Origin of the sequence: Crocosphaera sp. UHCC 0190, assembly GCF_034932065.1 — a bacterium.
Classification (GTDB): Bacteria; Cyanobacteriota; Cyanobacteriia; order Cyanobacteriales; family Microcystaceae; genus UHCC-0190.
Window position 1 is genome coordinate 278042 of sequence record NZ_JAYGHP010000001.1, and the last position, 24583, is coordinate 302624.

General features: G+C 38.2%; 19 protein-coding genes and 1 tRNA gene. 14 read left to right on the forward strand and 6 right to left on the reverse strand.

The annotated features are described in order from the left end of the window. Positions 1 to 18 precede the first annotated feature (18 nt). A complete protein-coding gene (locus VB715_RS01355) occupies positions 19 to 1251 on the forward strand; it encodes a sensor histidine kinase (RefSeq protein ID WP_323299399.1) in 1233 nt (410 codons plus the stop codon). Between the two features lie 177 nt (positions 1252 to 1428). Here VB715_RS01355 and VB715_RS01360 read toward each other — a convergent pair whose 3' ends face one another. Beyond that, a complete protein-coding gene (locus VB715_RS01360; protein WP_323299400.1) occupies positions 1429 to 1926 on the reverse strand; it encodes a PepSY domain-containing protein in 498 nt (165 codons plus the stop codon). 252 nt (positions 1927 to 2178) lie between these two features. On the opposite strand from VB715_RS01360, the gene VB715_RS01365 reads away from it, so the two are divergent. The 3 genes from VB715_RS01365 (at position 2179) to VB715_RS01375 (ending at position 6789) form a co-directional block, all read left to right on the forward strand. Next, positions 2179 to 3780, forward strand: a complete 1602-nt coding sequence (locus tag VB715_RS01365; protein WP_323299401.1) for a hypothetical protein — start codon at positions 2179 to 2181, stop codon at positions 3778 to 3780. Positions 3781 to 3928: 148 nt separating this feature from the next. Continuing rightward, a complete protein-coding gene (locus tag VB715_RS01370) occupies positions 3929 to 5368 on the forward strand; it encodes a TldD/PmbA family protein (RefSeq protein ID WP_323299402.1) in 1440 nt (479 codons plus the stop codon). Positions 5369 to 5445: 77 nt separating this feature from the next. Continuing rightward, positions 5446 to 6789, forward strand: coding sequence for a TldD/PmbA family protein (locus tag VB715_RS01375; protein ID WP_323299403.1), 1344 nt, complete (start codon positions 5446 to 5448; stop codon positions 6787 to 6789). Position 6790: 1 nt separating this feature from the next. On the opposite strand, the gene VB715_RS01380 is transcribed toward VB715_RS01375, so the two are convergent. Then, positions 6791 to 6863 (reverse strand) — tRNA-Ala (locus VB715_RS01380). Between the two features lie 445 nt (positions 6864 to 7308). Beyond that, on the reverse strand, positions 7309 to 10890 hold the full coding sequence (gene metH / locus VB715_RS01385) for a methionine synthase (protein ID WP_323299404.1): 3582 nt from the start codon (positions 10888 to 10890) through the stop codon (positions 7309 to 7311). A 140-nt stretch (positions 10891 to 11030) separates the two neighbouring features. On the opposite strand from metH, the gene VB715_RS01390 reads away from it, so the two are divergent. Together VB715_RS01390 and VB715_RS01395 are read left to right on the forward strand one after the other, a co-directional pair. Further along, positions 11031 to 11447: a DUF29 domain-containing protein gene (locus tag VB715_RS01390; RefSeq protein ID WP_323299405.1), complete on the forward strand. Its 417-nt coding sequence runs from the start codon at positions 11031 to 11033 to the stop codon at positions 11445 to 11447. 183 nt (positions 11448 to 11630) lie between these two features. Then, positions 11631 to 12191: a PEP-CTERM sorting domain-containing protein gene (locus tag VB715_RS01395; protein WP_323299406.1), complete on the forward strand. Its 561-nt coding sequence runs from the start codon at positions 11631 to 11633 to the stop codon at positions 12189 to 12191. A 122-nt stretch (positions 12192 to 12313) separates the two neighbouring features. Here VB715_RS01395 and VB715_RS01400 read toward each other — a convergent pair whose 3' ends face one another. Then, positions 12314 to 12709 (reverse strand): type II toxin-antitoxin system VapC family toxin, encoded by a 396-nt coding sequence (locus VB715_RS01400; RefSeq protein WP_323299407.1) that lies wholly within the window; start codon positions 12707 to 12709, stop codon positions 12314 to 12316. Continuing rightward, positions 12706 to 12930, reverse strand: coding sequence for a hypothetical protein (locus VB715_RS01405; protein WP_323299408.1), 225 nt, complete (start codon positions 12928 to 12930; stop codon positions 12706 to 12708). The genes VB715_RS01400 and VB715_RS01405 overlap by 4 nt, the downstream gene beginning before the upstream one ends. A 214-nt stretch (positions 12931 to 13144) precedes the next feature. Here VB715_RS01405 and VB715_RS01410 point away from each other — a divergent pair, with 214 nt between their 5' ends. From VB715_RS01410 to VB715_RS01440, 7 genes are all read left to right on the forward strand, one after another. Further along, complete coding sequence (locus tag VB715_RS01410) at positions 13145 to 13816, forward strand: PEP-CTERM sorting domain-containing protein (protein ID WP_323299409.1); 672 nt, start codon at positions 13145 to 13147, stop codon at positions 13814 to 13816. Positions 13817 to 13943: 127 nt separating this feature from the next. Further along, positions 13944 to 14147 carry a hypothetical protein gene (locus tag VB715_RS01415; protein WP_323299410.1) on the forward strand — a complete coding sequence of 68 codons (204 nt, stop codon included), beginning with the start codon at positions 13944 to 13946 and terminating at the stop codon, positions 14145 to 14147. After that, positions 14125 to 14463: a type II toxin-antitoxin system PemK/MazF family toxin gene (locus VB715_RS01420; protein WP_323299411.1), complete on the forward strand. Its 339-nt coding sequence runs from the start codon at positions 14125 to 14127 to the stop codon at positions 14461 to 14463. Before VB715_RS01415 ends, VB715_RS01420 begins: the two co-directional genes overlap by 23 nt. Before the next feature lie 561 nt (positions 14464 to 15024). Continuing rightward, complete coding sequence (locus VB715_RS01425) at positions 15025 to 15792, forward strand: DUF3887 domain-containing protein (protein ID WP_323299412.1); 768 nt, start codon at positions 15025 to 15027, stop codon at positions 15790 to 15792. 32 nt (positions 15793 to 15824) lie between these two features. Continuing rightward, a complete protein-coding gene (gene eno, locus VB715_RS01430; RefSeq protein WP_323299413.1) occupies positions 15825 to 17114 on the forward strand; it encodes a phosphopyruvate hydratase in 1290 nt (429 codons plus the stop codon). A 245-nt stretch (positions 17115 to 17359) separates the two neighbouring features. Beyond that, positions 17360 to 18673, forward strand: coding sequence for a 30S ribosomal protein S12 methylthiotransferase RimO (gene rimO, locus VB715_RS01435; RefSeq protein ID WP_323299414.1), 1314 nt, complete (start codon positions 17360 to 17362; stop codon positions 18671 to 18673). 161 nt (positions 18674 to 18834) lie between these two features. Then, the gene (locus tag VB715_RS01440; RefSeq protein ID WP_323299415.1) at positions 18835 to 20277 is read left to right on the forward strand and encodes a DEAD/DEAH box helicase; all 1443 of its coding nucleotides are present in this window, start codon (positions 18835 to 18837) and stop codon (positions 20275 to 20277) included. An 86-nt stretch (positions 20278 to 20363) separates the two neighbouring features. Here VB715_RS01440 and VB715_RS01445 read toward each other — a convergent pair whose 3' ends face one another. Beyond that, positions 20364 to 21260: a glycosyltransferase family 2 protein gene (locus VB715_RS01445; protein WP_323299416.1), complete on the reverse strand. Its 897-nt coding sequence runs from the start codon at positions 21258 to 21260 to the stop codon at positions 20364 to 20366. 303 nt (positions 21261 to 21563) lie between these two features. Between VB715_RS01445 and VB715_RS01450 the strand changes: the two genes are divergently transcribed. Further along, positions 21564 to 24581, forward strand: coding sequence for a plasmid replication protein, CyRepA1 family (locus tag VB715_RS01450; protein ID WP_323299417.1), 3018 nt, complete (start codon positions 21564 to 21566; stop codon positions 24579 to 24581). Positions 24582 to 24583: the final 2 nt, after the last annotated feature.

A 24583-nucleotide genomic window follows, 5' to 3' on the forward strand; every position in this document is an offset into this window, starting at 1 on the left:
TCATAGACTTTTTAGATTGTGTTTAAAAATATTCGCCATCGCTTACTGTTATCCTACTTGCTCATTTTAGCTTTGATTTTAGGCATATTTTCTCTTGGTATTCGTTTAATATTTGCCTATAGTTTGAGACAACAAATGATAGAAAAACTAACAGCATTAGGACAGGGTGCTGCTGCTAATGCAGAATGGGAAAATAACCAATTAAAAATTGACGATGATTTTAAACTTCGAGAATTGTTAAATAATCATCAATCTTTACAATGGTTTGATGTGAAAGGTAACTCTATTTTGAAACAGGGTGAATTTATCCTTAGCTTGCCTTTATCTCAAGATAATTTAGTGCAAATTCAAGCAGGAAATCCGAATATTCAATCAATTACTTTGCCAATTATTGATAGTGATATTGATAAATTAATTGGTTATGTGAGAGTCAGTCAATCTTTGGAAGAATTAGAGGAAATATTAAATAAATTAGATTGGGGATTAGTAATTAGTATTATTGTGGCTTTAAGTATTAGTGGAATTGGGGGTATTTTGTTAACCAACCAAGCAATGAAACCCATTGAAGAAAGTTTTACAAGATTAAAACAGTTTACAGCAGATGCTTCCCATGAACTTCGGAATCCTTTAATGGTTATTGATAGTAATGTTGCTGTTTCTCTTAAATATCCAGAAGGAATGAGAGAAGCAGATAAAGAAAGTTTTGAAGCCATTGCCAGTGCAACAATGCAAATGATCGATTTAACGGAAGATTTACTGATTTTAGCTCGTTCTGATCAAATTAATCTCCTCAAAAAAGAACCAGTTAATCTGGTAATTATTTTAGAAAAATTAGTTAAGTGGTATCAGACAAAAATTGAATCCAAAAATCTTAACTTAAAACTTCAATTATCTGAAACTCTATTGATATATGGTGATTCCTTAAAACTTGAAAGATTATTTAGTAACTTAATTGATAATGCTATTTATTATACACCAGAATCAGGAATAATTGAAATAGAAGGAAAACCCAAAAAGTGTTCAATTGAAATACAAATTAAAGATACAGGAATTGGCATATCTCCTGAAAATTTGGAGAGAATTTTTGAGCGATTTTGGAGAGCAGATACGTCTCGATCTTATTGGAATGGTGGATCTGGTTTAGGACTAGCAATTGTCCAAGCAATTGTTAAACATCATGGGGGAACAATTACTGTCACCAGTCAGTTAGGAATTGGTAGCTGTTTTACCATATATTTACCGATTAATTAATTAAATAATAATCTCTTTTAATAAATAGATAAAATCAACAATTTTATACAGGCTAAAGCCTCATACTACAAAAACTAAGGCTGTCTACACAGCCGAATAAAAGCCTGTGCAGACAGAGTTTGTTTATATAGCTTAACCCTTCAGAGTTAAGCTATATAATTTTTAATTGTTTTACGTTTAACCATCATCATTCATTTCACCATCACCATCTCCCCCGGCATCTTCAGAAACGCGAATACTACTTTGAGGACGGTTTTTCTCATTAATTTCATTATGAGGGGTATCAGTATAGAGAATCTTACCATTACCCGCATCAACTTTCACATCTTTTTCTCCAATAATCACAGAATAAACTAAATTTCCGTCTTCATTTTCTAATACAACTTTAGTTGCTTGACTTCCTAGATTTTTTTCAGCAGCTTGTTGTGCTTGTTGGGGACTAATTTTAGCAAGAGATTGTAAATTAGCTGATTCTTGTTTTTCTTGAGAATCATCATCAGTTTCCCCATCTCCGTCACCTTCTGCTGCTTCTGCAACTTGGTAGGATTTATGCTGTGAAGAAATGACAGCAACTGGAGATTTTACTTGTGTTGTCGTAACGGCTCGTGCTAAGCTACCAATACCTAATATACCCAGTAAAGCTATGACTAAAGTCATTTTAGTTTGGTTTTTCATTGTGATTTACTTCTTTGCTTTTGAATTGATACTTACACTTTAAGCAATCAATATAAAGAAGTTAGAAAGATTAGATTCTTTCAATTTATTTAGGATTATGTAGTGTAAAAAATGATTAAGAACCAAGTTTACAGTCATTAAAATCTTAAGATGAAGCATAATAATCAACAAAAATCTTTTAATCTACTCCGACTTGAACTAATTCTAATTATATTACTTTTGGTATTAGGAGTCATAATTGTCAATTTGAAGATGATTCAAGATGGACTAAATGGCATGACTGATCTCAGATGGCATAGTCTATGGATATTGCATTTTTCTCAACAGCTTGCTGAAGGAATTTGGTATCCTCGTTGGCTATCTAGTGTAAACTATGGCTATGGTAGCCCAACTTTTGTTTTTTATCCTCCTTTCACTTATTATCTAGGATCTTGTCTTAAATGGTTTGGCTTAACTGTTGAGCAATCAATCATATTTTTATTTTGTTTTTCCCTATTTTTGTCAGGACTTTATGTTTATTTCTATGCCAGAATTAAACTAGGATTAATTCCGTCTTTAATAGGAGCTTTAGCCTATATGACATCTCCTTATTTGGCTTTTAATACTTATGAAATTGGTAGTATTTCTGTGGCTTTTGGTATCGCTTGGGTTCCCCTAGGGTTTGGGTTAACTGAAAAAGCGATGATTAATCCTAAATGGAGTATTCCATTAGCTTTGTCTTGGGCAATATTAGCCTTAACTCATTTACCAACTTTACTACTTTGTACCATTGTTTGGATACCCTATACTTTGCTATTTTTACTCTGGCGACCTTGGAAAATAGTGATTAAAAATGTCATTTCAATTGCCCTTGGGTTAGGGTTAGCATCCTTTTATTTAGTCCCTGTCATTGTTGAACAGCGTTTAGTCGATATTAATAGCATGAAAAATGTGGGAGGAGGGTTTAAGAATATGATGTTTGGGGCTGGATTACCTCTAGTTAACCCACGATTTGACTTATCACTTTCTCAAATATTTATTCAACAATTACTAGCTATTGTAATTGCAGGAAGTCTTTCTTTAATAATTTTACGAAATAATAAGCAACGTTTTGAAGAAAGTCGATACTGGCTTATTTTCTCGTTAATTTCAGCTTTTTTAATGACTTCTTGGTCTTGGCCAATTTGGGCAAGTAGTTCCCTATTACAAAAAATACAAGCTCCTTGGCGTTTACTACATCTTTTTTCCTTTGGAGAAGCTATTCTGTGTGCTATTTTAGTTAGTAGTATTACTCAGTGTAAGTTACAGAATAAATTATTAATAATCTCAATAATCATGGTAATTTTATTGACTAATAGTGCGTATTTTTATAAGATTTCTCGAAAATATGTCACCTTTCATAACCCAGGCAGATCAAATTTAGAATATCTTGAACCGACGAGAAAAGCTCTTTTTGAAGGTTATACAGAAGCACTACAAGATGTTTCTGAATATCGTCCATTACTTAATAATGGTTTATCTTCTCCTGATCCTATCCCTAATCAACCTCGATTTTCTGTGACTAAGGGAAAAGCAACTATTGAACTCTTACAATGGAAAAGTTATGAACGAGTTTTAGAGATTAATGTAGAAAAAGAATCTAGGATCAATATCAGAACCTATAACTATCCTGCATGGCATCTATATGTTAATCAAAAATCCCATCCTATAGACACAGCAAACAACGGGACAATTGACTTCAAACTCGCTCCAGGTTTTTACAAAATTGAATTAATTTATCAGTGGACTTCCGCTTTTATTTTAGGAATTATTTTAAGTCTTTTTAGTTTGACTATCTTAATTATATTGATCTTTAAACCATTGTTAGTAACATAAATCTTCTAGGGTTTAAGTAGTCTAGAAGGCGATCGCCTGAATCAGCCCGAATTAAAGCAACCGCCACCTCTGGCCAGGTAGTTACCTTTGCCTAGAGTGACAGAAGAGAGATATAATCCCAATTAAATAATTACTCTTATTGAAATCCATGACCGAACCCTTAGAAACCTGGTTAAATAAAATTGATATTCCCGCAGATTGGATCGGGTTGCGACAAGTCACGGAAACTTCTACCCTACGTTATATTAGAGATGGAAAACCCCAAAGCAACGGACGCACTCAAACTAAAGGGATGATGGTGGAAGTTTTAGCCAAGGGACAATTTGGCTATTGTGCCACTAATCATCTTACCCTAGAAAATATTAAAATTGCGGCTGAAATTGCCTATAAACAAGCGGTTAATGCTGCTGCTTGGGGGATATATCCTTTCAGTGTAGAACAACGTCCTAAAGCTGTGGGAACTTATCATTCTCCCTACTTAAAACCCCTCGATCTTCTCAGTCCCCAAGACATTAATGATCTGTTATTCAAGGTTAATAAAACCTTGAAAGTTTCCGATAAAATTGTTAGTACCAGTGCGATCGCTCGGATTTTAGAAACAGAAATTCAATTTGTTAGTAGTAATGGATCAGATGCTTATCAAAAATTCCTTTTAATTACGACAGACTGCACTGCAACGGCCCAAGATGGGAATATTATTCAAAAACGTACTGATAACGGAATGACGGCCCATTCCTATCAAGGAGGAATGGAAATTTTAGACGAAACAGAAATATTAACCCGCGCTCAAAAAATCGGGGAACAAGCAGTCGAATTATTATCGGCCTCAGACTGCCCCACAACCACAACAACCTTAGTATTGGCCCCCGACCAAATGATGTTACAAATACATGAAAGTATCGGTCATCCTTTGGAACTTGATCGCATTTTAGGAGATGAACGTAATTATGCAGGGTCAAGTTTTGTCAATTTAGAAGACTTTGGTAACTTAGTTTATGGTTCCCCTTTAATGAATGTCACTTTTGACCCTTCCGTATCAGGAGAATTTGCCAGTTATCGCTTTGATGATGGGGGAAATATTGCCACCCGTGAATATTTAATTAAAGATGGGATGTTATTACGAGGTTTAGGGAGTTTAGAGAGTCAAATTAGAGCAAAAGTGCCAGGTGTGGCCAATTTTCGTGCTTCTTCTTGGAATCGGGCCCCCATCGATCGCATGGCTAATATTAACCTAGAAACTGGGACAACTTCTTTTGATAAGATGATTAGTAATATTGAATCTGGGGTTTATATGGAGTCTAATCGATCTTGGTCAATTGATGATTATCGTAATAAGTTTCAGTTTGGGTGTGAATATGCAAAACTGATCGAAAATGGCAAGTTAACTCAAACTTTGAAAAACCCTAATTATCGAGGTATTACTAATCAATTTTGGCGCAGTTTATCTCAACTTGGAGATCACTCAACCCTGGGAATGTATGGAACTCCTGACTGTGGAAAAGGAGAACCAAACCAAGCAATTCGTGTCGGTCATGCTTCCCCTGTTTGTGCATTTGATAATATTGAAGTTTTTGGAGGAGTGGGTTAAGAAAAAAAAATAAATTATCGAGATTTTGGCAGTTTTAAACAACTGCAATTTTGGACTCCTGATTAATAACTGAATTTATGAACCCCCAAAAATTAGAACATCTAGAATCTAGCTTTAAGCAACTCTGTGACCATCTGATCAACACCCTAAACACAGATGAGCATCTATCGATTGAACTTAGTAGCGAACAAACCCAATTTATCCGATTTAATGGGGCAAAAGTTCGACAAACAGGGATGGTTAAAGATGGCACCATTAAACTCACTTTAATCGTTAATCAAAGAACTGCCTATGCTGCCTTTCCCTTTACGGGAGATGTCCCCACCGATAGTAAAATAGGAAAAGAAAACCTCGATTATTTGCGTCAAGAATTACCGCAATTACCGAAAGATCCTCATATTGTTTTACCCGAAAATTGTGGTTCTAGTCGAGATGTTTATCCAGGAATTTTATTACCTCCTGAAAAGGTAGTTAATGAGATTTTACCCCCAGTTTCTCAAATTGATATGACGGGAATTTATACCGCAGGCCAAGTCATTCGAGGAAATGCAAATTCTGCGGGTCAATTTCATTGGTTTGCAACTGAGTCTTTCATTTTAGACTATTCTTTGATTACTCCTTCAGAAAAAGCTGTTAAAGGCACTTTTTCAGGACAAAATTGGGAGCAACAGCAATATTTAGAGCAAATAGAAACATCTAAAACTCAATTATTGGCTTTAGAAACTCCCTCAAAAACCCTTAAACCTGGGGGTTATCGAACCTATTTTGCTCCTGCTGCGGTTGCTGATTTAGTTAGTATGTTATCTTGGGGAGGCATTAGTGAAGCATCTCTAAGACGGGGAGGTAGTGCTTTATTAAAATTACAACAAGGTAATAGTTTATCCCCTCAATTTTCCTTGCAAGAAAACTTTAATAAAGGGACAGTTCCTAGATTTAATGAATTAGGAGAAATTGCTCCCGAAGTTTTACCGATTATTACAGAAGGAAAGTTAGTTAATACTTTAATTAATGCTCGTACTGCCTCAGAATATCAGTTAACATCGAATGGGGCCAATAGTTTTGAAGGTTTGCGATCACCGGAATTAGCAACAGGAAATCTAGGGAAAGATGAGATTCTTTCTACCTTAAAAACAGGGTTATATGTCTCTAATCTTCATTATTTAAACTGGAGTGATCGCACAGGAGGAAGGATCACAGGAATGACTCGTTATGCTTGTTTCTGGGTAGAAAATGGGGAGATTATTGCCCCTATTGAAAACTTAAGATTTGATGAAAGTTTGTATCGGTTTTGGGGAGAAAATTTAGTCAATTTAACCGATTTTCGAGAGTTTATTCCTGAAACAAATACCTATTCAAAACGCAGCTTAGGAGGGGTTGTGGTTCCAGGAATGCTAGTTGATGATTTCCAGTTTACTTTGTAAATGGAGATAAGCGGACTCGAACCGCTGACTTTCACAATGCCATTGTGACACTCTACCAACTGAGTTATATCCCCGTAACGTGCATTTATTATTATGCCTTACTTATTTAGGGTTTGTCAAGCCCTTAGTCTAAAATATTTGGCGACATTGAGGTAACGAATGTTTGTCGTAATTCCTAAAGGAATTAAAAGCTTTGTTTCATAAGGTCTAAATCCCTTAGGACGAACTTTTCTCTCGTGACTTTCATTATGACTATCTACTTACAATTATAATAAAACCCCTCCAATTTAACAAGTGATTGGATAAGAAAGCGTCATTTCATGACGCTTTCTCGAATTTTTTGGCGATTTTTGTGATCATGGTTTCCTCGCAAAAGATAAATGTTTGACCAAAATAACACGATTTTATTAAATTGTATGTATAACTTAGTGTATAAGATGATTGGGTTTTGTAGTAAGCCCTTTAGGACTAAAATAAGGGCTTTAGCCCCTTTTTAGCCCTAAAGGGCTTACTACGAACCTAAGCACTAAAATATTTAGCCACGGGATGATAGGTAATAATTGCCGTTGTAGACTGTTCAGGATAGATTTGTTCACTCTCATCCATATACATTTTAATGCGATCGCAGCCTAATAATTCTAGTTGTTTATATTGATCTTGAATATTAGGACAAGCAGGGTATCCGAAGCTGTAACGGGAACCTTGATAGTGCTGTTGTAACATTTCTCGAATATTATCGGGTTCTTTGTCTGCAAATCCTAATTCTCGGCGTATTTTGGCGTGTGTCCATTCTGCTAACCCTTCGGCAGTTTGAACGGCCATCCCATGAAAGTACAGATAATTGGTGTAATCATTCGCTGCAAAGAGTTTTTGAGCGTATTCTGTGGCAATTTCCCCTACTGTCACTGCTTGCATCGGAAATACATCTGTTAACCCGGATTCTTTGGAGGCAAAAAAGTCCGCAATACAGAGACGACGGCCAGATTTTTGACGGGGAAATTCTAATATCCAAATTGGATCTAAATTTTCTGGTATTTTATTATCTGAATTTTGGATGATTTCTGGAGCATAAATTAACAAGTTATTGCCTTGAGACTGGCAAGGAAAATAACCATAAATTACCGTAGGATGTAAGAGATTATCCGTGATAACTTTTTGTTTCCATTCCTCTAAAATAGGATAAACTTTCTTACTCAAAAATTGCTCATATTCTTCCCGTGACTGTTCTTTTGGTTTACGAAATTGCCATTGACCTGCTACTAATGCTTGTAAATCTAAATACCAGAAAATTTCAGTTAAATCAAATTCTTCTGGTTTTAATAACTTCGTTCCCCAGAAAGGTGGTGTCGCAGGTTCTATTAATTCGACAGCTTCAGAACGTTCTGTATCGATGACTGCTGGCGTTTCTGAGGTTGAATTTTTGCCATTTTCTTCAGAAGATTGCGTGGCTGCTTTTTCTGCTCTTTCTTCTTGGAATAAACTATTATTATTGGTAAATTCTCCTAAAAATCCTTGTAAATTGTCCCAACTTTCTGCTGATTTTGCTGGCATTAATTTGTCCATAAAATGTAGATCAGAGAAAGCATCTTTTCCATAAACAACTTTACCTTGATAAGTATTTTGACAGTCTTCATAGACAAATTTAGGAGTTAATGCGGCACCGCCTAAGATTACCGGAATATTGATTCCTCGCTCATTAAATACCTGTAAATTATCCTTCATGAATGCTGTTGATTTCACCAATAAACCACTCATAGCAATACAATCTGGTTTATGTTCTTCGTAAGCTTGGATAATGTTTTCAACAGGTTGTTTAATGCCTAAATTAATAACTTTATAGCCATTATTTGAGAGAATAATGTCAACTAAATTCTTACCGATATCATGAACATCTCCCTTAACTGTTGCAATGAGAAACTTACCTTTTCCACTATCATTGCTGTCCCCTTCCTCCTTATCCATAAAAGGTTCTAAATAAGCAACAGCAGCTTTCATAGTTTGTGCAGATTGTAACACGAAAGGTAACTGCATTTGTCCTGATCCAAATAACTCCCCTACAACCTTCATTCCATCTAATAAAAAGATGTTAATAACATCAAGAGGTGGATATTGTTTTAAAGCTGCTTTGAGAGCATCTTCTAACCCTAACCGTTCCCCATCAATAATATGCTGTTTTAGTCTTTCTTCAATGGGTAAATTAGCCGTAGTTGAAGGATCTTTTTTGGTGGTTTTCCCTGCAAATAATTCTGTTAACTTTGTCAGAGGATCATAAGTGCAAATATCCCCATCAAATTCTCGTAAATCATAGATTAAGTCTCGACATACTTTTTGCTGATCTTCTTCTATTTTTGCTAAGGGTAAAATTTTATTTGCGCTAACAATTGCCCCATCTAAACCTACCTGCATTGTTTCATATAAAAACACTGAATTCAAGACCTGTCGCGCCACAGGATTTAAGCCAAAGGAAATATTAGAAATACCTAAGAGAATATGACATCCTGGTAATTCCTCTCGAATGCGTTTTATGGCTTCAACAGTCGCTTTTCCGTTCTCTCTGTCCTCTTCTATCCCTGTAGAGATTGGTAACGCCAACGGATCAAAGAAGATTTCATGGGCAGCAAGTCCGTATTCTATGGCTGCATTATAGGCACGTTTTGCAATCTCAAACTTCTTATCAGCAGTACGCCCCATTCCCTCCTCATCAATGGTTCCAACTACAACACCTGCACCGTATCTCTTGGCTATTTCTAACACTTTTAAAAAGCGTTCTTCTCCATCTTCGTAGTTAGTAGAATTAAGAATACATTTACCACCAGCAACCTTTAAACCTGCTTCCATTTTCTGCCATTCTGTGGAATCTAGCATTAAAGGCAAGGTAATATTATTAACCAAACGAGAGGCTAATTCGTGCATATCTCGTACCCCATCTCGGCCCACATAATCCACGTTAACATCTAAAATGTGCGCCCCTTCTTTTACTTGAGATTTAGCTAAAGAGACTAAACTATCCCAATCTTCTTTATTTAATAAAGTACGGCATTTTTTAGAACCACTGGCGTTTAATCTTTCACCAATAATTAAGAAGGAATTATCTTGAATATAGGGTTGTGTGCTATAAATTGAAGCAGCAGAAGGTTCATAAATCGGATGACGTTCTTTGGGCGTTAATTCTTGAGAAAGTTCTGATAATGCTTTAATATGATCAGGACGAGTACCACAACATCCCCCAATAATTTGTACTCCCAAATCTTCAATAAAGTGCATTAACGCCATCTTTAATTCTATCGGCGTTAAACGATAATGAGCTTGTCCCCCAACATTTTCAGGTAAACCCGCATTAGGAATACAAGAAACAATAAAAGGACAATGTTCCGATAAATATTTTATATGTTCCTTCATTTGTTCGGGACCCGTTGCACAATTGAGTCCCAAAATATCAATATTATAAGGTTCTAAAATAGCAACTGCTGCACTAATTTCTGTTCCTACTAACATCGTTCCCATCGTTTCCATAGTAATAGAAACCATAATCGGTAAGCGATCACCTTTCTTCTCAAAAACGGCTTCTACTGCGTTTAAAGCTGCCTTAATTTGCAGTACATCTTGACAAGTTTCAATGATTAATAAATCTGCACCCCCATCATATAACCCCTCTGCTTGCTCTATATATGCGTCTCTAAGGGTATCAAAATCAATATGACCTAAAGTTGGTAACTTTGTCCCTGGCCCCATAGAACCCGCCACAAAACGGGGCTTTTCGGGGGTAGAATATTCTTGGGCTAGTTTCTTCGCTAATTCTGTCGCTTTTTTGTTGAGATAATAAGCCTTATCAGCTAAATCATACTCTGCAAGGACAATAGATGTTCCCCCAAAGGTGTCCGTTTCAATCACATCTGCACCTACGTCCAAAAACCCTCTATGCACCTTCTCCACCGCTTCTGGTTTCGTATGCACTAAATATTCATTACATCCTTCATATTCGGGTCCCCCAAAGTCGTCTGCGGTCAAATCTTGGGTTTGTAAGGAGGTCCCTGTTGCACCGTCAAACACGAGTACAGGGCGTTTAGGACTTTTTAAGTAGTTGAGGAAGGTACTATTCATGGAGGTGAAAGAGTCGCAGATTAAGGATTGAGGTTTATTATAAAAAATATCTTAACTTAAGAAAAGCAGTTACATAAAATCGTTCTCTTATGTCCAACTAGAGGACATCAGAAAAAATAATTCTGACAGGAGTTTAACTTATGAGTCGAGTGATAAAAACAGAAACCTACCAAAAAGATTACTATCAATGGACTATAGAGCAAGTTAAAGCGTTAAGAGAGCGAAATTTAGACAATTTAGACTGGGAAAACATTATCGAGGAGATTGAATCTTTGGGACGTAGTGATTATAGTGCTGTGTCTAGTCTTCTGATGAGACAGATTGAACATCGCCTTAAAATCGACTACACCCCTTTAGAGGAATGTTATAAAAAATGGCAAGTTGAGATACAAGCTTTCAAAATCGGCATAAAACGCAAGATTTCACCCAGTATGAAACCTAAACTCTCACAAGACTTAGAGGAAATTTATCAAGATGCTGTTAGTCTAGTTGCCTTGGAATACGGTATTGATTTACCCGATCACTGTCCCTACAATCTCGAAGAATTGCTGTATTGATCAGATTTTCAACCTACATTATAGTATCTTTCCCTCTAACTATTGCGCTATAGTAAGACTCCCAAAAAGTCCTGTAAAACCCAGAAATTGGAAGTATTTATTAAGAAAACTGAATAAAGCTTGACAAAATGAGCGGGAGGGGGTGGGATTTGAGAGATTTTTTGGTAATTTCTCAAGAATTTCATGCTTAACAAACTTTTTCTGTCAACTGCCTTTGCTGGTGCAACTGTATTGTCTGTTGCTTCGGTTTTTGGTTCTGCTAATGTGGCCAATGCGGCAACCTTTGGGTTCTCTTTCAGTAATGTTAATGGTGCTGTTAACGGTATAGTTGAAGGAACCATTGAATTACCTGATGGGGATGGAACTTTTGCCGCTACTTCTGTTTTCGTTACTTCAGCACCTGCTGCATTGGGATATACTACCCCCTTTGATGTTTTGGCAAACTTTCCCTCAGTAAATGCAAATAGTTTTACTGTCGCTGGTGGCACAATTGATGCCTTAAACAGTTCATTTTTGGCTAGAAGTGCTACAGAGGCACTCGTTTTGAATTTTCCTGGTGTTGGTACTTTCTTAAACGTTGTCGGTACTGCTAGTACATTGAGTGGTGTTAATGACTCCAATAGTTCAACCCTTACCTATTCTGCCGTTCCCGAACCCCTAACCATTTTAGGTGCAGGTGCTGCTATTAGTTTTGGTACCGCTTTCAAGCGTAAATTAGCTCAAAAGAAAAATAAAGCAGCTTAGAGTTAAACGGGTTAAACGGGGTTAGATCCCCCTAAATCCCCCTTACAAAGGGGGACTTTGACTATTATTGGTGGGCATAATGGTATTATGCCCCTACGGAATATCCAAAGGATAATTCGTACTTAAAATGACATAAGATAATTCTTTAGTTCGGGATATTGGGGAAATAAGCCATCAATACTAGCTAATTTTGCTTGATATTCTAAGGCCGTACTCATAATTATGCGATCAAATGGGTCTTTATGAATAGGAGATAAATTAACTGCTCTCACTGCAATTTCTGGTGTCAAGCGTAACAATTCAATTCCTGAAGGCTCTAAAGAATCTATGAGCCATTGTTGAACATCCATATTGATTTCTAAACGACCTTTGTTATGAGCTAAAACAATTTCATAACAAGAAATTGATGACACTCCTACTCGCTCTGCTAATTGAATTTTCTCTATCCATTCTAAAGGAAACTGGTCAAAGCTTTCATTAATATACCAAAACCAAATATGAGTATCAAGAACAATCATTTAAGACATTCCCAATCTTCTTGATCCACTATAGGACTAACAATATCCCCTAATGTTTTCCCTTGACCGATTAAATGAGCAGGGGTTGTTCGCTTGGGAGTTGAGGACAATAAGCTTTCTTCTTCAATCACAATAATGGCACGAGTTGCCCTTACTTTGGGTTTTTCACCTAGCCACTTAATGTGATCGCCTTCTATGGTAACGTCATAACTTTTGAGCATGGCTGTTATTTCTCTTGTTAATACCTAGTGAAGTTAATTATAGAAGGTATAGTCGAAATTTCTGTCTCATTAACTATTGCGCTATAGTAACACTCCCAAAAATCCTGCAAACCACAGAAATTGGAAGTATTTATTAATAAAATTGAACAATACTTGACAAAATGAGCGGGGGGGTACAGTTTAGGGGCTTTTTCGGTAAGTTCTCAAGAATTTCATGATGAATAAACTTTTTTTGTCAACGGCTTTGGCTGTAGCCACCCTTGGGGTAAGTGCAATCGCTCAATCTGCCCAAGCAGGGGTAATCGTTCAACCTACTAGCGCATCTTCAAGTGGTATTGGCTTTGGTAGTCTTCCTCTATCAAATAGCATCAATCAGAGTGGTTTATCTTCGGGTTATGTCAATGGTATAACTGATTTTGATACTTATATTGCAGGTAATCCCACTCATTCAGGTTTCGGTAATGTAGCGCAAAGTTTTTTCAATCAAACAACAGGTGTTCTGACTTACGATCTTGGTAGTGTTTTAACAACCGCAAGATTAGCATACTGGGCAGGTGTTACTGCTAATGAGAATATCAGTAGTTTTGAGTTATTTTCCGATGATGATGGAAATTTTGGTAATGGGGGAACAACCTCTCTCGGAACTTTCAATCCCTCTACTGCAATCGATGGATCTGTTCAAGTTATTGATTTTACCGATGCGACAAGTCAGTTTATTCATTTGAATATTCTTGCTAATAATGGCGCCGTCTTCACTCAAATAGGTGAAGTTGCATTTGATCAAGGAGTTGCCCCCTCAGCGACAACCCCTGAACCCAGTACCATTGTAGCTTTAGCAATGGTCGGTAGTGGTTTATTATTGAATAAGCGGGTTAAACGGGGTTAGATCCCCCTAAATCCTCTTTACCAAGGGGGACTTTAATGATTATTAGTGGGCATAATACCATTATGCCCCTACGGGTTTTGGGAGATATGTCATAATAAATCAGAAATAATTGAACCTTAAATAACCCATGTTACAAACGATTTGGGCAACAGTAAAACAAGGAAAAATTGAACTATTAGAACCCTTTGAACTGCCTGAAGGGGCAAAAGTGATTGTTACTTTATTACCAGACGAAGATCAACAATTTTGGACAAATACCAGTCAAGTTTCCTTAGATGCTATTTGGGATAATTCAGAGGATGACATCTATGGCGAGTTACTACAAAAATGAGGTTATTCTCGTCCGTTATCCCTTTTCTGACTTATCTAGCACGAAAATTAGACCAGCAGTAGTTGTTAGTGTCTCCCATTCCTCCCAAGATGTTTTTATAACTCCCTTAACCAGCAAAACTCACTCCCTTCTTGATGGAGAATTTATCTTATCTGACTGGAAAAATGCTGGATTAAATGTAGAAACTGCCGTTAAAAGAGGAATTTATACTATTCATCAGAGTTTAATTATTAAAAAAGTTGGTCAATTTGTGAATGCTGATACAGAAAAATTAGAACAATCTTTGCGTATCTGGTTAGGGTTATCGTTGTCTTAGGGATGGTGGGGTAGTTTGTTTTTGAGTTAGGGAGTTAAGGGTTAATTCCTGTTAGTTTGGGGGCATAATGGTATTATGCCCCTATGTTTTTTTTGTAGGGGTTTAACACTGTTAAATCCTATCAAATTTCTTCTGGATTAATGCCTAATTCTCTTAATTTTACTGCTAATTGTTCAGCCCGTTGATGTTCATTAACTGAACCGTATTATCCGACAGAGGATTGCCATCTCTTTCAGGATAAATAATTTCTGATTTATTAAGGCTTTCTAGTTGAGAAACCATAGAATTAATTATTAAGCATTTAAACGGCTTGCTTTCATATTAACATAAACGAAATTAAGGCGATCGCCTGTTGTAACTATTGCGCTATAGTAACACTCCCAAAAATAAGCGATCGCCATTACCCCGACAAATCTGAGTCAATTGTTAAGGAACTTGGATAAATCTTTTTTCGTTCTAGAACTCAGGGACAATCCCCCGTAAAATAGACAGGGGCATTCCTAACCAGACAAAAACTGGGTTCAATATGATAACCGGATGGTTGAGGAGTATAAAAGTTAGATGAATTGGTCTTTAACACTAAAGCAAACAGGACTTCCCTTATTGGTTTTAACCCTAGTGAGTACCATTAGCGCATTACCAGCGAAAGCACAAACCAAGCTAAACCCTCCGCCTCCTGTTCAAGTGGTGCAGTCCGGTGATAAAGTAGATCAGGAGGCCTTAAAAAAGAAATCTGCTCAAGTCATTGAATTGTTGACTCAGGAAAAGTACGAAGACGCAAGACGTTTATTGAGCCGCGATTTGGCGATTGAATTAACGGCCGACCAGATGGCAGAGATTTGGGCGAATTTAATTGAGGTAACAGGCCCCGTCAAAAAAATTGTCGGTTATCGTGTCATTCCTACTATTAACGCCAATATTGTAGTAGTGGAAACGCAATTTAATAGTAAAACCGATGAATTTATCATCACCTTCAATCAACAAGGGGATATTGTCGGTGTTAATTTTCCCAATGTAGCCTCCGTTGATGAAATTGCCCAAATTGTTGTAAATGCTGTAGCCGCCAATGATTTTGCTCGGGCCAGAGGATACTTACACCCTACCCTCAAAACAGAAATTCTTCCCACGCGACTCCAAACCTCTTGGCAAAAAATTCAACAGGAAAGTGGACTCTTTGAACGCATAGACAACATAGATGTGCTTTCTAGTTCCAGCGTTGATCAATCAAATATTGTGGTGGTTGAGGCCAAATTCCAAAAGGGAATTAGAACATTTTTCTTTATATTCGATAACAATAGTCGAATTACTGGTATTGATCTTGCTCAGTAGTCTTATTTCCCTATTTTGGAGATAGTTAATCCATGCTAAACAAACCCGTCGTTTCCATTGAAGCCATTACCGCTAGAGAAATCTTAGACTCTCGCGGCCGTCCCACCATTGAAGCTGAAGTGCTGCTTGAAACAGGCGCGTTTGGTATCGCCCAGGTTCCCAGTGGGGCATCTACAGGAAGCTTTGAAGCCCACGAATTGCGCGATGAAGACCCCAAACGCTACGGTGGTAAAGGGGTTTTAACTGCGGTTCGTAACGTCAAAGAAAAAATTGCCCCCGAAGTCATCGGAATGGATGCTTTTGATCAAACCTCCATTGACCTGAAAATGATTGATCGGGATGGTTCTTCTAATAAGAAAGAATTAGGGGCCAATGCTATTTTAGCGGTTTCCTTAGCTACTGCTAAAGCCGCCGCCGATGAGTTGGCACTTCCTCTTTATCGTTATCTCGGTGGCCCCTTAGCCAATATCTTACCCGTTCCCATGATGAACGTGATCAACGGGGGAAGTCATGCCGATAATAACGTAGACTTCCAAGAGTTTATGATTATGCCTGTGGGGGCTGATTCTTTTGGCGAAGGACTCAGATGGGGTGCAGAAGTCTTTGCTTCCCTCAGTAAAGTGTTAAAAGAACGGAAATTGCTGTCTGGGGTGGGTGATGAAGGGGGTTATGCCCCTAACTTGGGATCAAACCAAGAAGCCCTAGATTTACTGATTGAAGCCATTGAAAAGGCAGGTTACAAACCAGGGGAACAAGTCGCTTTGGCCATGGATGTCGCCTCTAGTGAATTCTACAAGGAGGGACAATATGTTTATGATGGTTCAGCCCATTCTCCTCAAGAATTTATTGATTATCTAGCGAAATTGGTGGATCAATACCCGATTATTTCCATTGAAGATGGCTTACAAGAGGATGACTGGGATAGCTGGAAAATTCTCACGGATACTTTGGGATCTCGCATTCAGTTAGTGGGCGATGATTTATTTGTCACTAACCCCACTCGTCTGCAAAAAGGCATTGATATGGGGGTGGGTAATAGCATCCTGATTAAACTTAACCAAATTGGCAGCTTAACGGAAACCCTGGAAACCATTGCGTTAGCGACTCGTTATCAATATCGTTCGGTGATTTCTCATCGTTCTGGGGAAACGGAAGATACGACTATTGCTGACTTAGCAGTGGCCACTCGCGCCGGACAAATTAAAACAGGTTCTCTGTGTCGTAGTGAACGGGTTGCTAAGTATAACCGACTGTTACGCATTGAGGAAGAATTAGGCGATCGCGCTGTTTATGCCCCTAAAGTTGGACTAGGGCCTCAATAGTTACAGATTCATCATTTTTATGAGTATAACCCGCCTTTTCAGGTGGGTTTATTTTTGGTTCGCTCAAATTCTCAAAGAATTTTCCTCAAGGGCTTTTCTTCGGGAAGAAAATCTGTTAAGATAATTTAAGAGTACAAAAGGGGCAAGCCAGTATCCGACTCATTATTCTTAGCCAAAAGGCTATGCCAGAGGATTAGCTTGGTTTTTCGCCCCAGTGGAAGACAAGGGGTAAAACCAAATAATACATGGGCAACAAGCCAATTATAGCGATTTCCCACCTCGGTTGTGAGAAAAACCGCATTGATTCAGAACATATGCTAGGCTTGCTAACGCAAGCAGGATATTCGGTAGATGCTAACGAAGAACTAGCTGATTACGTCATTGTTAATACCTGTAGCTTTATTCAGGAAGCCAGAGAGGAGTCCGTTCGGACTTTAGTGGAACTAGCAGAAGCCAACAAAAAGATTATCATTTCTGGTTGTATGGCTCAGCATTTCCAAGGGGAATTACTCGAAGAGTTACCCGAAGCTGTGGCCTTGGTGGGAACAGGAGACTATCAAAAAATTGTTGACATCATTCAACGGGTGGAGACAGGGGAAAGAGTCACAGAAGTCTCTCAAAATCCCGAATTTATTGCCGATGAAACCATACCCCGCTACCGTACCACTAACGAAGGGGTGGCCTATTTAAGAGTCGCTGAAGGGTGTGATTACCGTTGTGCCTTTTGTATTATTCCCCATCTCCGAGGAAATCAGCGATCACGTTCCATCGAATCCATTGTCACAGAAGCCCAACAACTGGCCGAGCAGGGAGTTCAGGAAATCATTCTCATCTCCCAAATTACCACGAATTATGGCTTAGACCTCTATGGGGAACCGAAACTGGCCGAACTCATTCGGGCTTTAGGAAAAGTTGATATTCCTTGGATTCGCATTCATTATGCCTATCCCACGGGATTAACCCCCAAAGTCATCGCAGCCATTCAGGAAACGCCTAATATCCTACCCTATCTTGATTTACCCTTACAACATTCCCATCCTGAGATCTTAAGAGCGATGAATCGTCCCTGGCAAGGACAGGTCAACGATAAAATTATTGAACAACTCAAAACAGCAATTCCTGATGCCGTTTTGCGAACCACATTTATTGTCGGATTTCCAGGGGAAACTGAAGCACATTTTGAGCATTTAGTCAACTTTGTCGAACGTCACGAATTCGATCACGTGGGAGTCTTTACCTTTTCCCCTGAAGAAGAAACCCCAGCTTATGGGATGGCCAATCAAGTGCCGTCAGAAATTGCTCAAGAAAGATGTAATTATTTAATGGAAAAACAGCAACCTATTTCCCTTAAGAAAAATCAAGCTTATGTTGGTCAAACTGTGGAGGTATTAATTGAACAAGAAAACCCAAAAACAGCACAATATATTGGGCGTTCAGCCCGATTTGCTCCTGAAGTTGACGGGCTAATTTATGTGGAGGGAGAAGCCCAGTTAAATTCAATTATCCCCGTTCAAATTACCGATGCCGATATCTATGATCTGTATGGAAAAGTTGTCTAAATGACAAAATATCCGTCAGTAAAAACATCAGTGGAAACAAATCGTAACTTATGCTAGAATAAGCCAAAATATTAAGCAGTTTAAGGACCCTGTATCCTGATTCTAACTGCATTGCACTGATACTATTAACTTCAAAGTAAACTTACAACGTAACATTTCTTATGACCATTTCTTTCCAAGACCTAGGCTTATCTGATGTCCGCGCCAAGCAATTAGAAACCCTAGGGTTCGAGCAACCTACCGAAATTCAAACAAAAGCAATTCCTTTAGTTTTAGAAGGCCATGATATTTTAGGGCAGTCTCAAACAGGAACAGGAAAAACCGCAGCTTATTCCTTGCCTATCCTTGAAAAAATTGACATCAAAAATCCCAATGTTCAGGCCCTAATTTTAACCCCCACCCGTGAACTGGCCCAACAAGTAGCAGAAGCCCTCAAAGACTTTTCTACAGAACGCCGACTCTATATCCTAACGGTTTATGGCGGTCAGTCCATTGAACGGCAAATTCGCAGCTTAGAAAAAGGGGTGCAAATTGTTGTGGGAACCCCAGGACGGGTTATTGATTTATTAGAACGGAAAAAACTGGTCTTAGATTGCCTGCGTTGGGCCGTTCTCGATGAAGCAGATGAAATGCTCAGTATGGGCTTTATTGATGATGTCAAGACGATTTTAAAGAGAACTCCAGACAGTCGTCAGACAGCCTGTTTTTCTGCCACCATGCCCAGAGAAATTCGGGAATTAGTCAATCAGTTTCTTAAATCTCCTGTTACCGTTGCCGTAGAACAACCCCAAGCGGCCCCCACCAAAATTGACCAACATCTCTATGCCGTTCCCAGAGGATGGTCAAAACTCAAAGCTTTGCAGCCTATTCTCGAAATAGAATCCCCTGAGTCTGCCATTATTTTCGTACGGACGAAGCAAACCGCCTCTGAATTGACCAGCAAATTACAAGAAGTGGGTCATAGCGTTGATGAATATCATGGCAACCTCAGTCAGTCCCAACGGGAACGGTTAGTGCATCGCTTCCGAGACGGAAAAATCAGGTTAGTCGTAGCGACAGATATTGCAGCGCGGGGCTTAGATGTAGAAAACTTAAGTCATGTCATTAACTATGACTTACCCGACAACAGTGAAACCTATATTCACCGCATTGGTCGGACAGGACGGGCCGGGAAGACAGGAACCGCTATTTCTATCATTGAACCGATTGATCGTCGCATGGTGCGTCAAATTGAACGGCGTGTGCGTCAACAGTTAGAAACCAGCCAAATTCCCAGTCGTTCTCAGGTAGAAGCAAAACGTCTAGAGAAACTGCAAAAACGCATTAAAGATTCCTTGGCCGGGGAACGGATGGCTTCTTTCTTACCCTTAGTCCGAGAATTGAGTGCGGAATATGATCCCCAAGCGATCGCCGCTGCCGCCTTACAGATGATTTATGATCAAGATTGTCCCAACTGGATGAAGACTGATTGGGAAGTGCCAGATGCAACTGCGCCTAAACCCTTGATTAAACGTAAGTCTAACAAAAATAGCTCAAAGTATAATCGTAATCCTGAGCGGAGTGGCAGCGATCGCAAAATTGTCACCCATCAACCAGGACGTTAGGCAGTGAATTAAACGGCTGAAGTCCCTCAGACCTCCTGTTAGAATTGCAATTCTGGCAGGAGGTTAATTTATAACCAAAATTGGCACTACAAAGATAAGGATTCTGATTGATTAGAAGGTTCTTCCGTATTAGGATATTTAAGAGAATTAGGATAGGGTGACTCTAGATTTGTTTCCCTTAATTCATCGACTTTTAAGAGGATCAGATATTCATAAAAAGCTTGTAAGGTACACCAAGCAAATCCTGCTTTTCCGTCGAAAATTCCCCCTAAAATAAAATACATATAAAACCAACGAACAATCGGACGAAAAGGCATTCTTAGGGATAAATCTTTGAGGGCCCGTCGTCGTTCAACTTCGGTAGACCCAAAAAGTAATTGTTTCCAATTAACCCCTCCTTGTTGTAATTGATAAAGGGTTTCTTTCGCTTCATCAGTAGAATAACGATTATGTTTTTCTATCCAACGACTTAACCCTTTACCACAGGTATAATGAGGATAAGTTTCTTTGAGAAAACTCACAGGGCCGGTGTAAACTTCCCGTTCAGTGTGGCCATAGTCGGCAAACCAGACCTTTCCTTTCTCAAACAAACGCATTTGATAACGGGGATATTGGGTACTACGACGAATCCATTGACCCATGAAAATAACCCGTTCTGCCACATAATAACCTACAGCTTCTTTATGTTGACTCGCAGCGACACATTCAGCGAATAATTCAGGGGTCATGCGTTCATCTGCTTCGAGAATATAAACCCAGTTATGTTTGGTGGGGATGGTTTTTAGCATCCAAGTTCGTTGTTTTCCATGACTTTCAAACTTATGTTGTACAATTTGAACCGGATAACGTGAGGCAATTTCTAGAGTGCGATCGCTGCTAAAGGAATCGACGACAATGATATCATCCGAGAGGTCAATGACGGACTCAATGCACTCCGCAATATCAACTTGTTCGTTATAGGTGAGAATGTAAATAGAGATCATTAATGGTATGGCCAAAGATAATTAAGCTTAAGGGTTGGTTTTAAAAGATTTTACTGACAATCAGCCTATAAGTTTAGTGTATCAAGGTATTTAAAGTTTGTCTCCCAATTCCCTATGGATGTTTTCTATCCTTAACAGAACCCTCAGCAATTACCAGTATTTTCGATAATATCAACGGTAAGTCAATGAGCTAAGCAAAATAGTTCATTAGTATCTTCCATATTTAGAGTCTTTCTTCTAAGATAAAAGATCCAAACGCTACATATAGAGTTTGCCCTAATTTAATTGGAAGGAGAAGGAAGTATGAACCATCAACAAGAATGGTTAAATAGTTGTGTCGATGCACAACTGATCGCACTTAACGTCACCGCTTTAGCGGGGACTTCTCCTTCCGAATATTTGCTCTATTCTGAGGCACTTCCTCGACGAAATGATGGCAGAGTTAATGATACCATCTTAAAGCGTTATGAACACACAGAACAAGGGGGTTGGTGGTGTTCCGGTGTTGATGTGATCACAGGAAATGAAGACCTATGGGGGTGTTTTAAACCCGATCAGCCTCGTCTGAGTTATGATGCCCATAAACCGATTAAGTATGAACATCCGCCCCAAACTCCGACAGGAATTTTTGCCTTAAAAGTTCCATTGCACCTATGGGAACAATTAGGACAAAGGCATCAGGTTAATTTTACCTCAGAAATCATCGATGAGACACAAACCGATTTAGGATTTTGGCAATGGGTCATCGATCATCCTACTATTCCCCTTTGTATCACAGAAGGGGCCAAAAAAGCGGGAGCTTTATTAACGGCAGGTTATGCAGCGATCGCCCTTCCTGGGATTAATAATGGTTATCGTACCCCCAAAGATGAGGCAGGAAATCGCATTGGTAGGTCTCATCTTATTCCCCAATTACAAAAGTTGGCAACCCTTGGACGAACTATTTATATTATTTTTGATCAAGATAGTAAACCAAATACAATGAAAGCGGTTAATGCTGCGATTAAAAAATTAGGTTATTTATTAAATCAAACGGGGTGTCAAGTTAAAGTGATTACTTGGAGTCCTGATCAGGGAAAAGGGGTTGATGATTTTATTGTTAATCAGGGTCAAAAAGCTTTTGATGAATTATATCAAAAAGCCTTGCCTTTAGAGACTTGGAAAGCCAGAGAATTAACTCAATTAACTTATCCTGCTAATCTTGAGGTAAACTGTCCTTATCTTCAGCCTTTTCCTATTCCAAATACTGCGAAACTAATTGGCATTAAATCAGGGATTGGCACAGGAAAAACCCAAGTTTTAGAAACTATTGTTAACCAAGCGATCGCCCAAGATCAAAAAGTTTTAGTGATTGGTCATCGTATTAAACTGGTTGAGCAAATTTGTCAACGATTTGGCTTACCTTATATTACAGAAGTTCTGGAAAAGCCCTTAAGTAAAGAATTAGGTTATGGGTTATGTATTGACTCTTTACATGAAAATTCTCAAGCAAATTTTAATCCTAATGACTGGCAAGATGCCTTAGTTATTATTGATGAAGTTGAACAAGTAATTTGGCATGGTTTAAACTCGGAAACCTGTAATAATTATCGTGTTCCGATTCTTAAATCCTTGAAAACTTTAATACAAAATGTCTTAGGTGGTCAGGGAAAAATCGTGATTGCTGATGCAGATTTAAGTGATATTTCTTTAGACTATTTAATGACTTTATCTGGTATTAATTTACAACCATTTATTGTCAAAAACGATTGGAAACCCAAGCAAAAAGAAGCATGGGAAGCTTATAGTTATCCAGAAACAACCCCAAAACGATTTCTCAAAGATTTAGTTGAACATATTCGTCAGGGAGGTAAACCTTTTGTCTGTTTATCTGCCCAGAAATTAAGCAGTAAATGGGGAACACAAACCTTAGAATCTTACTTACAAAAACAATTTTCAACAGCTAAAATTCTTCGCATTGATTCTGAATCTTTAACCGATCCTACTCATGGTGCTTATCAATGTATAACTAACCTTAATGATGTGTTGGGTAACTATGATATTGTCTTAACCAGTCCTTCCATTGAAACAGGAGTTAGTATTGATCTCAAAGGACATTTTACCTCAGTTTGGTGTTTAGCTCAAGGAATACAAACTCCTACCTCCATCTGTCAATCATTAGGGAGAATTCGGGAGAATATTCCCCGTTATCTTTGGTTAGCATCTTATGGGTTTAATAAAGTAGGAAATGGCTCAACTTCTATTCCTAATCTTTTAACTTCTGGTCATCGGTTAACTCAGTTAAATATTCGGCTACTTCAACAATCTGATTTAGAATATTTAGATGATTTAGATACAGGATTTCAAGCAGAGTCTCTACTCTGTTGGGCAAAAATGGCCGTCAGAGTAAATGCTCAAATGATTAATTATAGAGACTCCATTTTAGGTATTATTCAATCATTAAATCATCAGATTAACCCACCCCCCAAAATCACAAAACTGTCGCAAAAACAAGATAAGAAACATGATTTGGTTAATGATTTAACCGAAACTATTGAGCAAGTACAAGAACAAAACTATCAAGCAGAATGTGAAGCAATCTCCAAAATAAAAGAGTTGAGTGATCAACAATATCAAACCTTAAAAAAACGGCTAATCAAAACAAATAAAGAACGTCGTGCGCTTAAAAAATATGATTTACAAAGACGATATTGTGTTCCTGTTACCCCTCAATTAGTGGCCTTAGATGATGATGGTTGGTATCAAAAACTCAGAATTCATTACTTCTTAACAATGGGACGTAATTATCTCGCAGATAGAGATACAATTGTGGCCAGAAAATTAATTGAACAAGGCCAAGGTGGCGTATTTTTACCCGATTTTAATGGTTGCCAACTGGGAGCAATTATTGGTACAATGGAGGTGTTAGGTATTCCAATTTTATTAAGGGATATTCAGCGACGACTAATTAATAGAGATCCTGATCTGATTAAACTATCAGAAATCGCTATTAATAACCGCAGTGATATCAAAACGATCATGGGAATTGGTATTGCCAAAAATGCCAGTCCCATTACAATTATTAGACGTTTATTAGATAAAATTGGTTATGGTTTGACCGGAATTTGTACTCAAAAGATTGAGCAAAAACGAGTTCGAGTCTATCAAGTTGTCACCCCCAATGATGGCCGAGAGGAAGTCTTTCAACAATGGTTATTAAGAGATCAAAAATCCCCAGGAAGTTCCGAACCTTGGTTTGAAGAATATCTTAACTTAAAAGTCAAAATTCAAGACTCAGAAACGTCAGTCAATCACATTCAATTAAGTTTAGACTTTTCTTAATA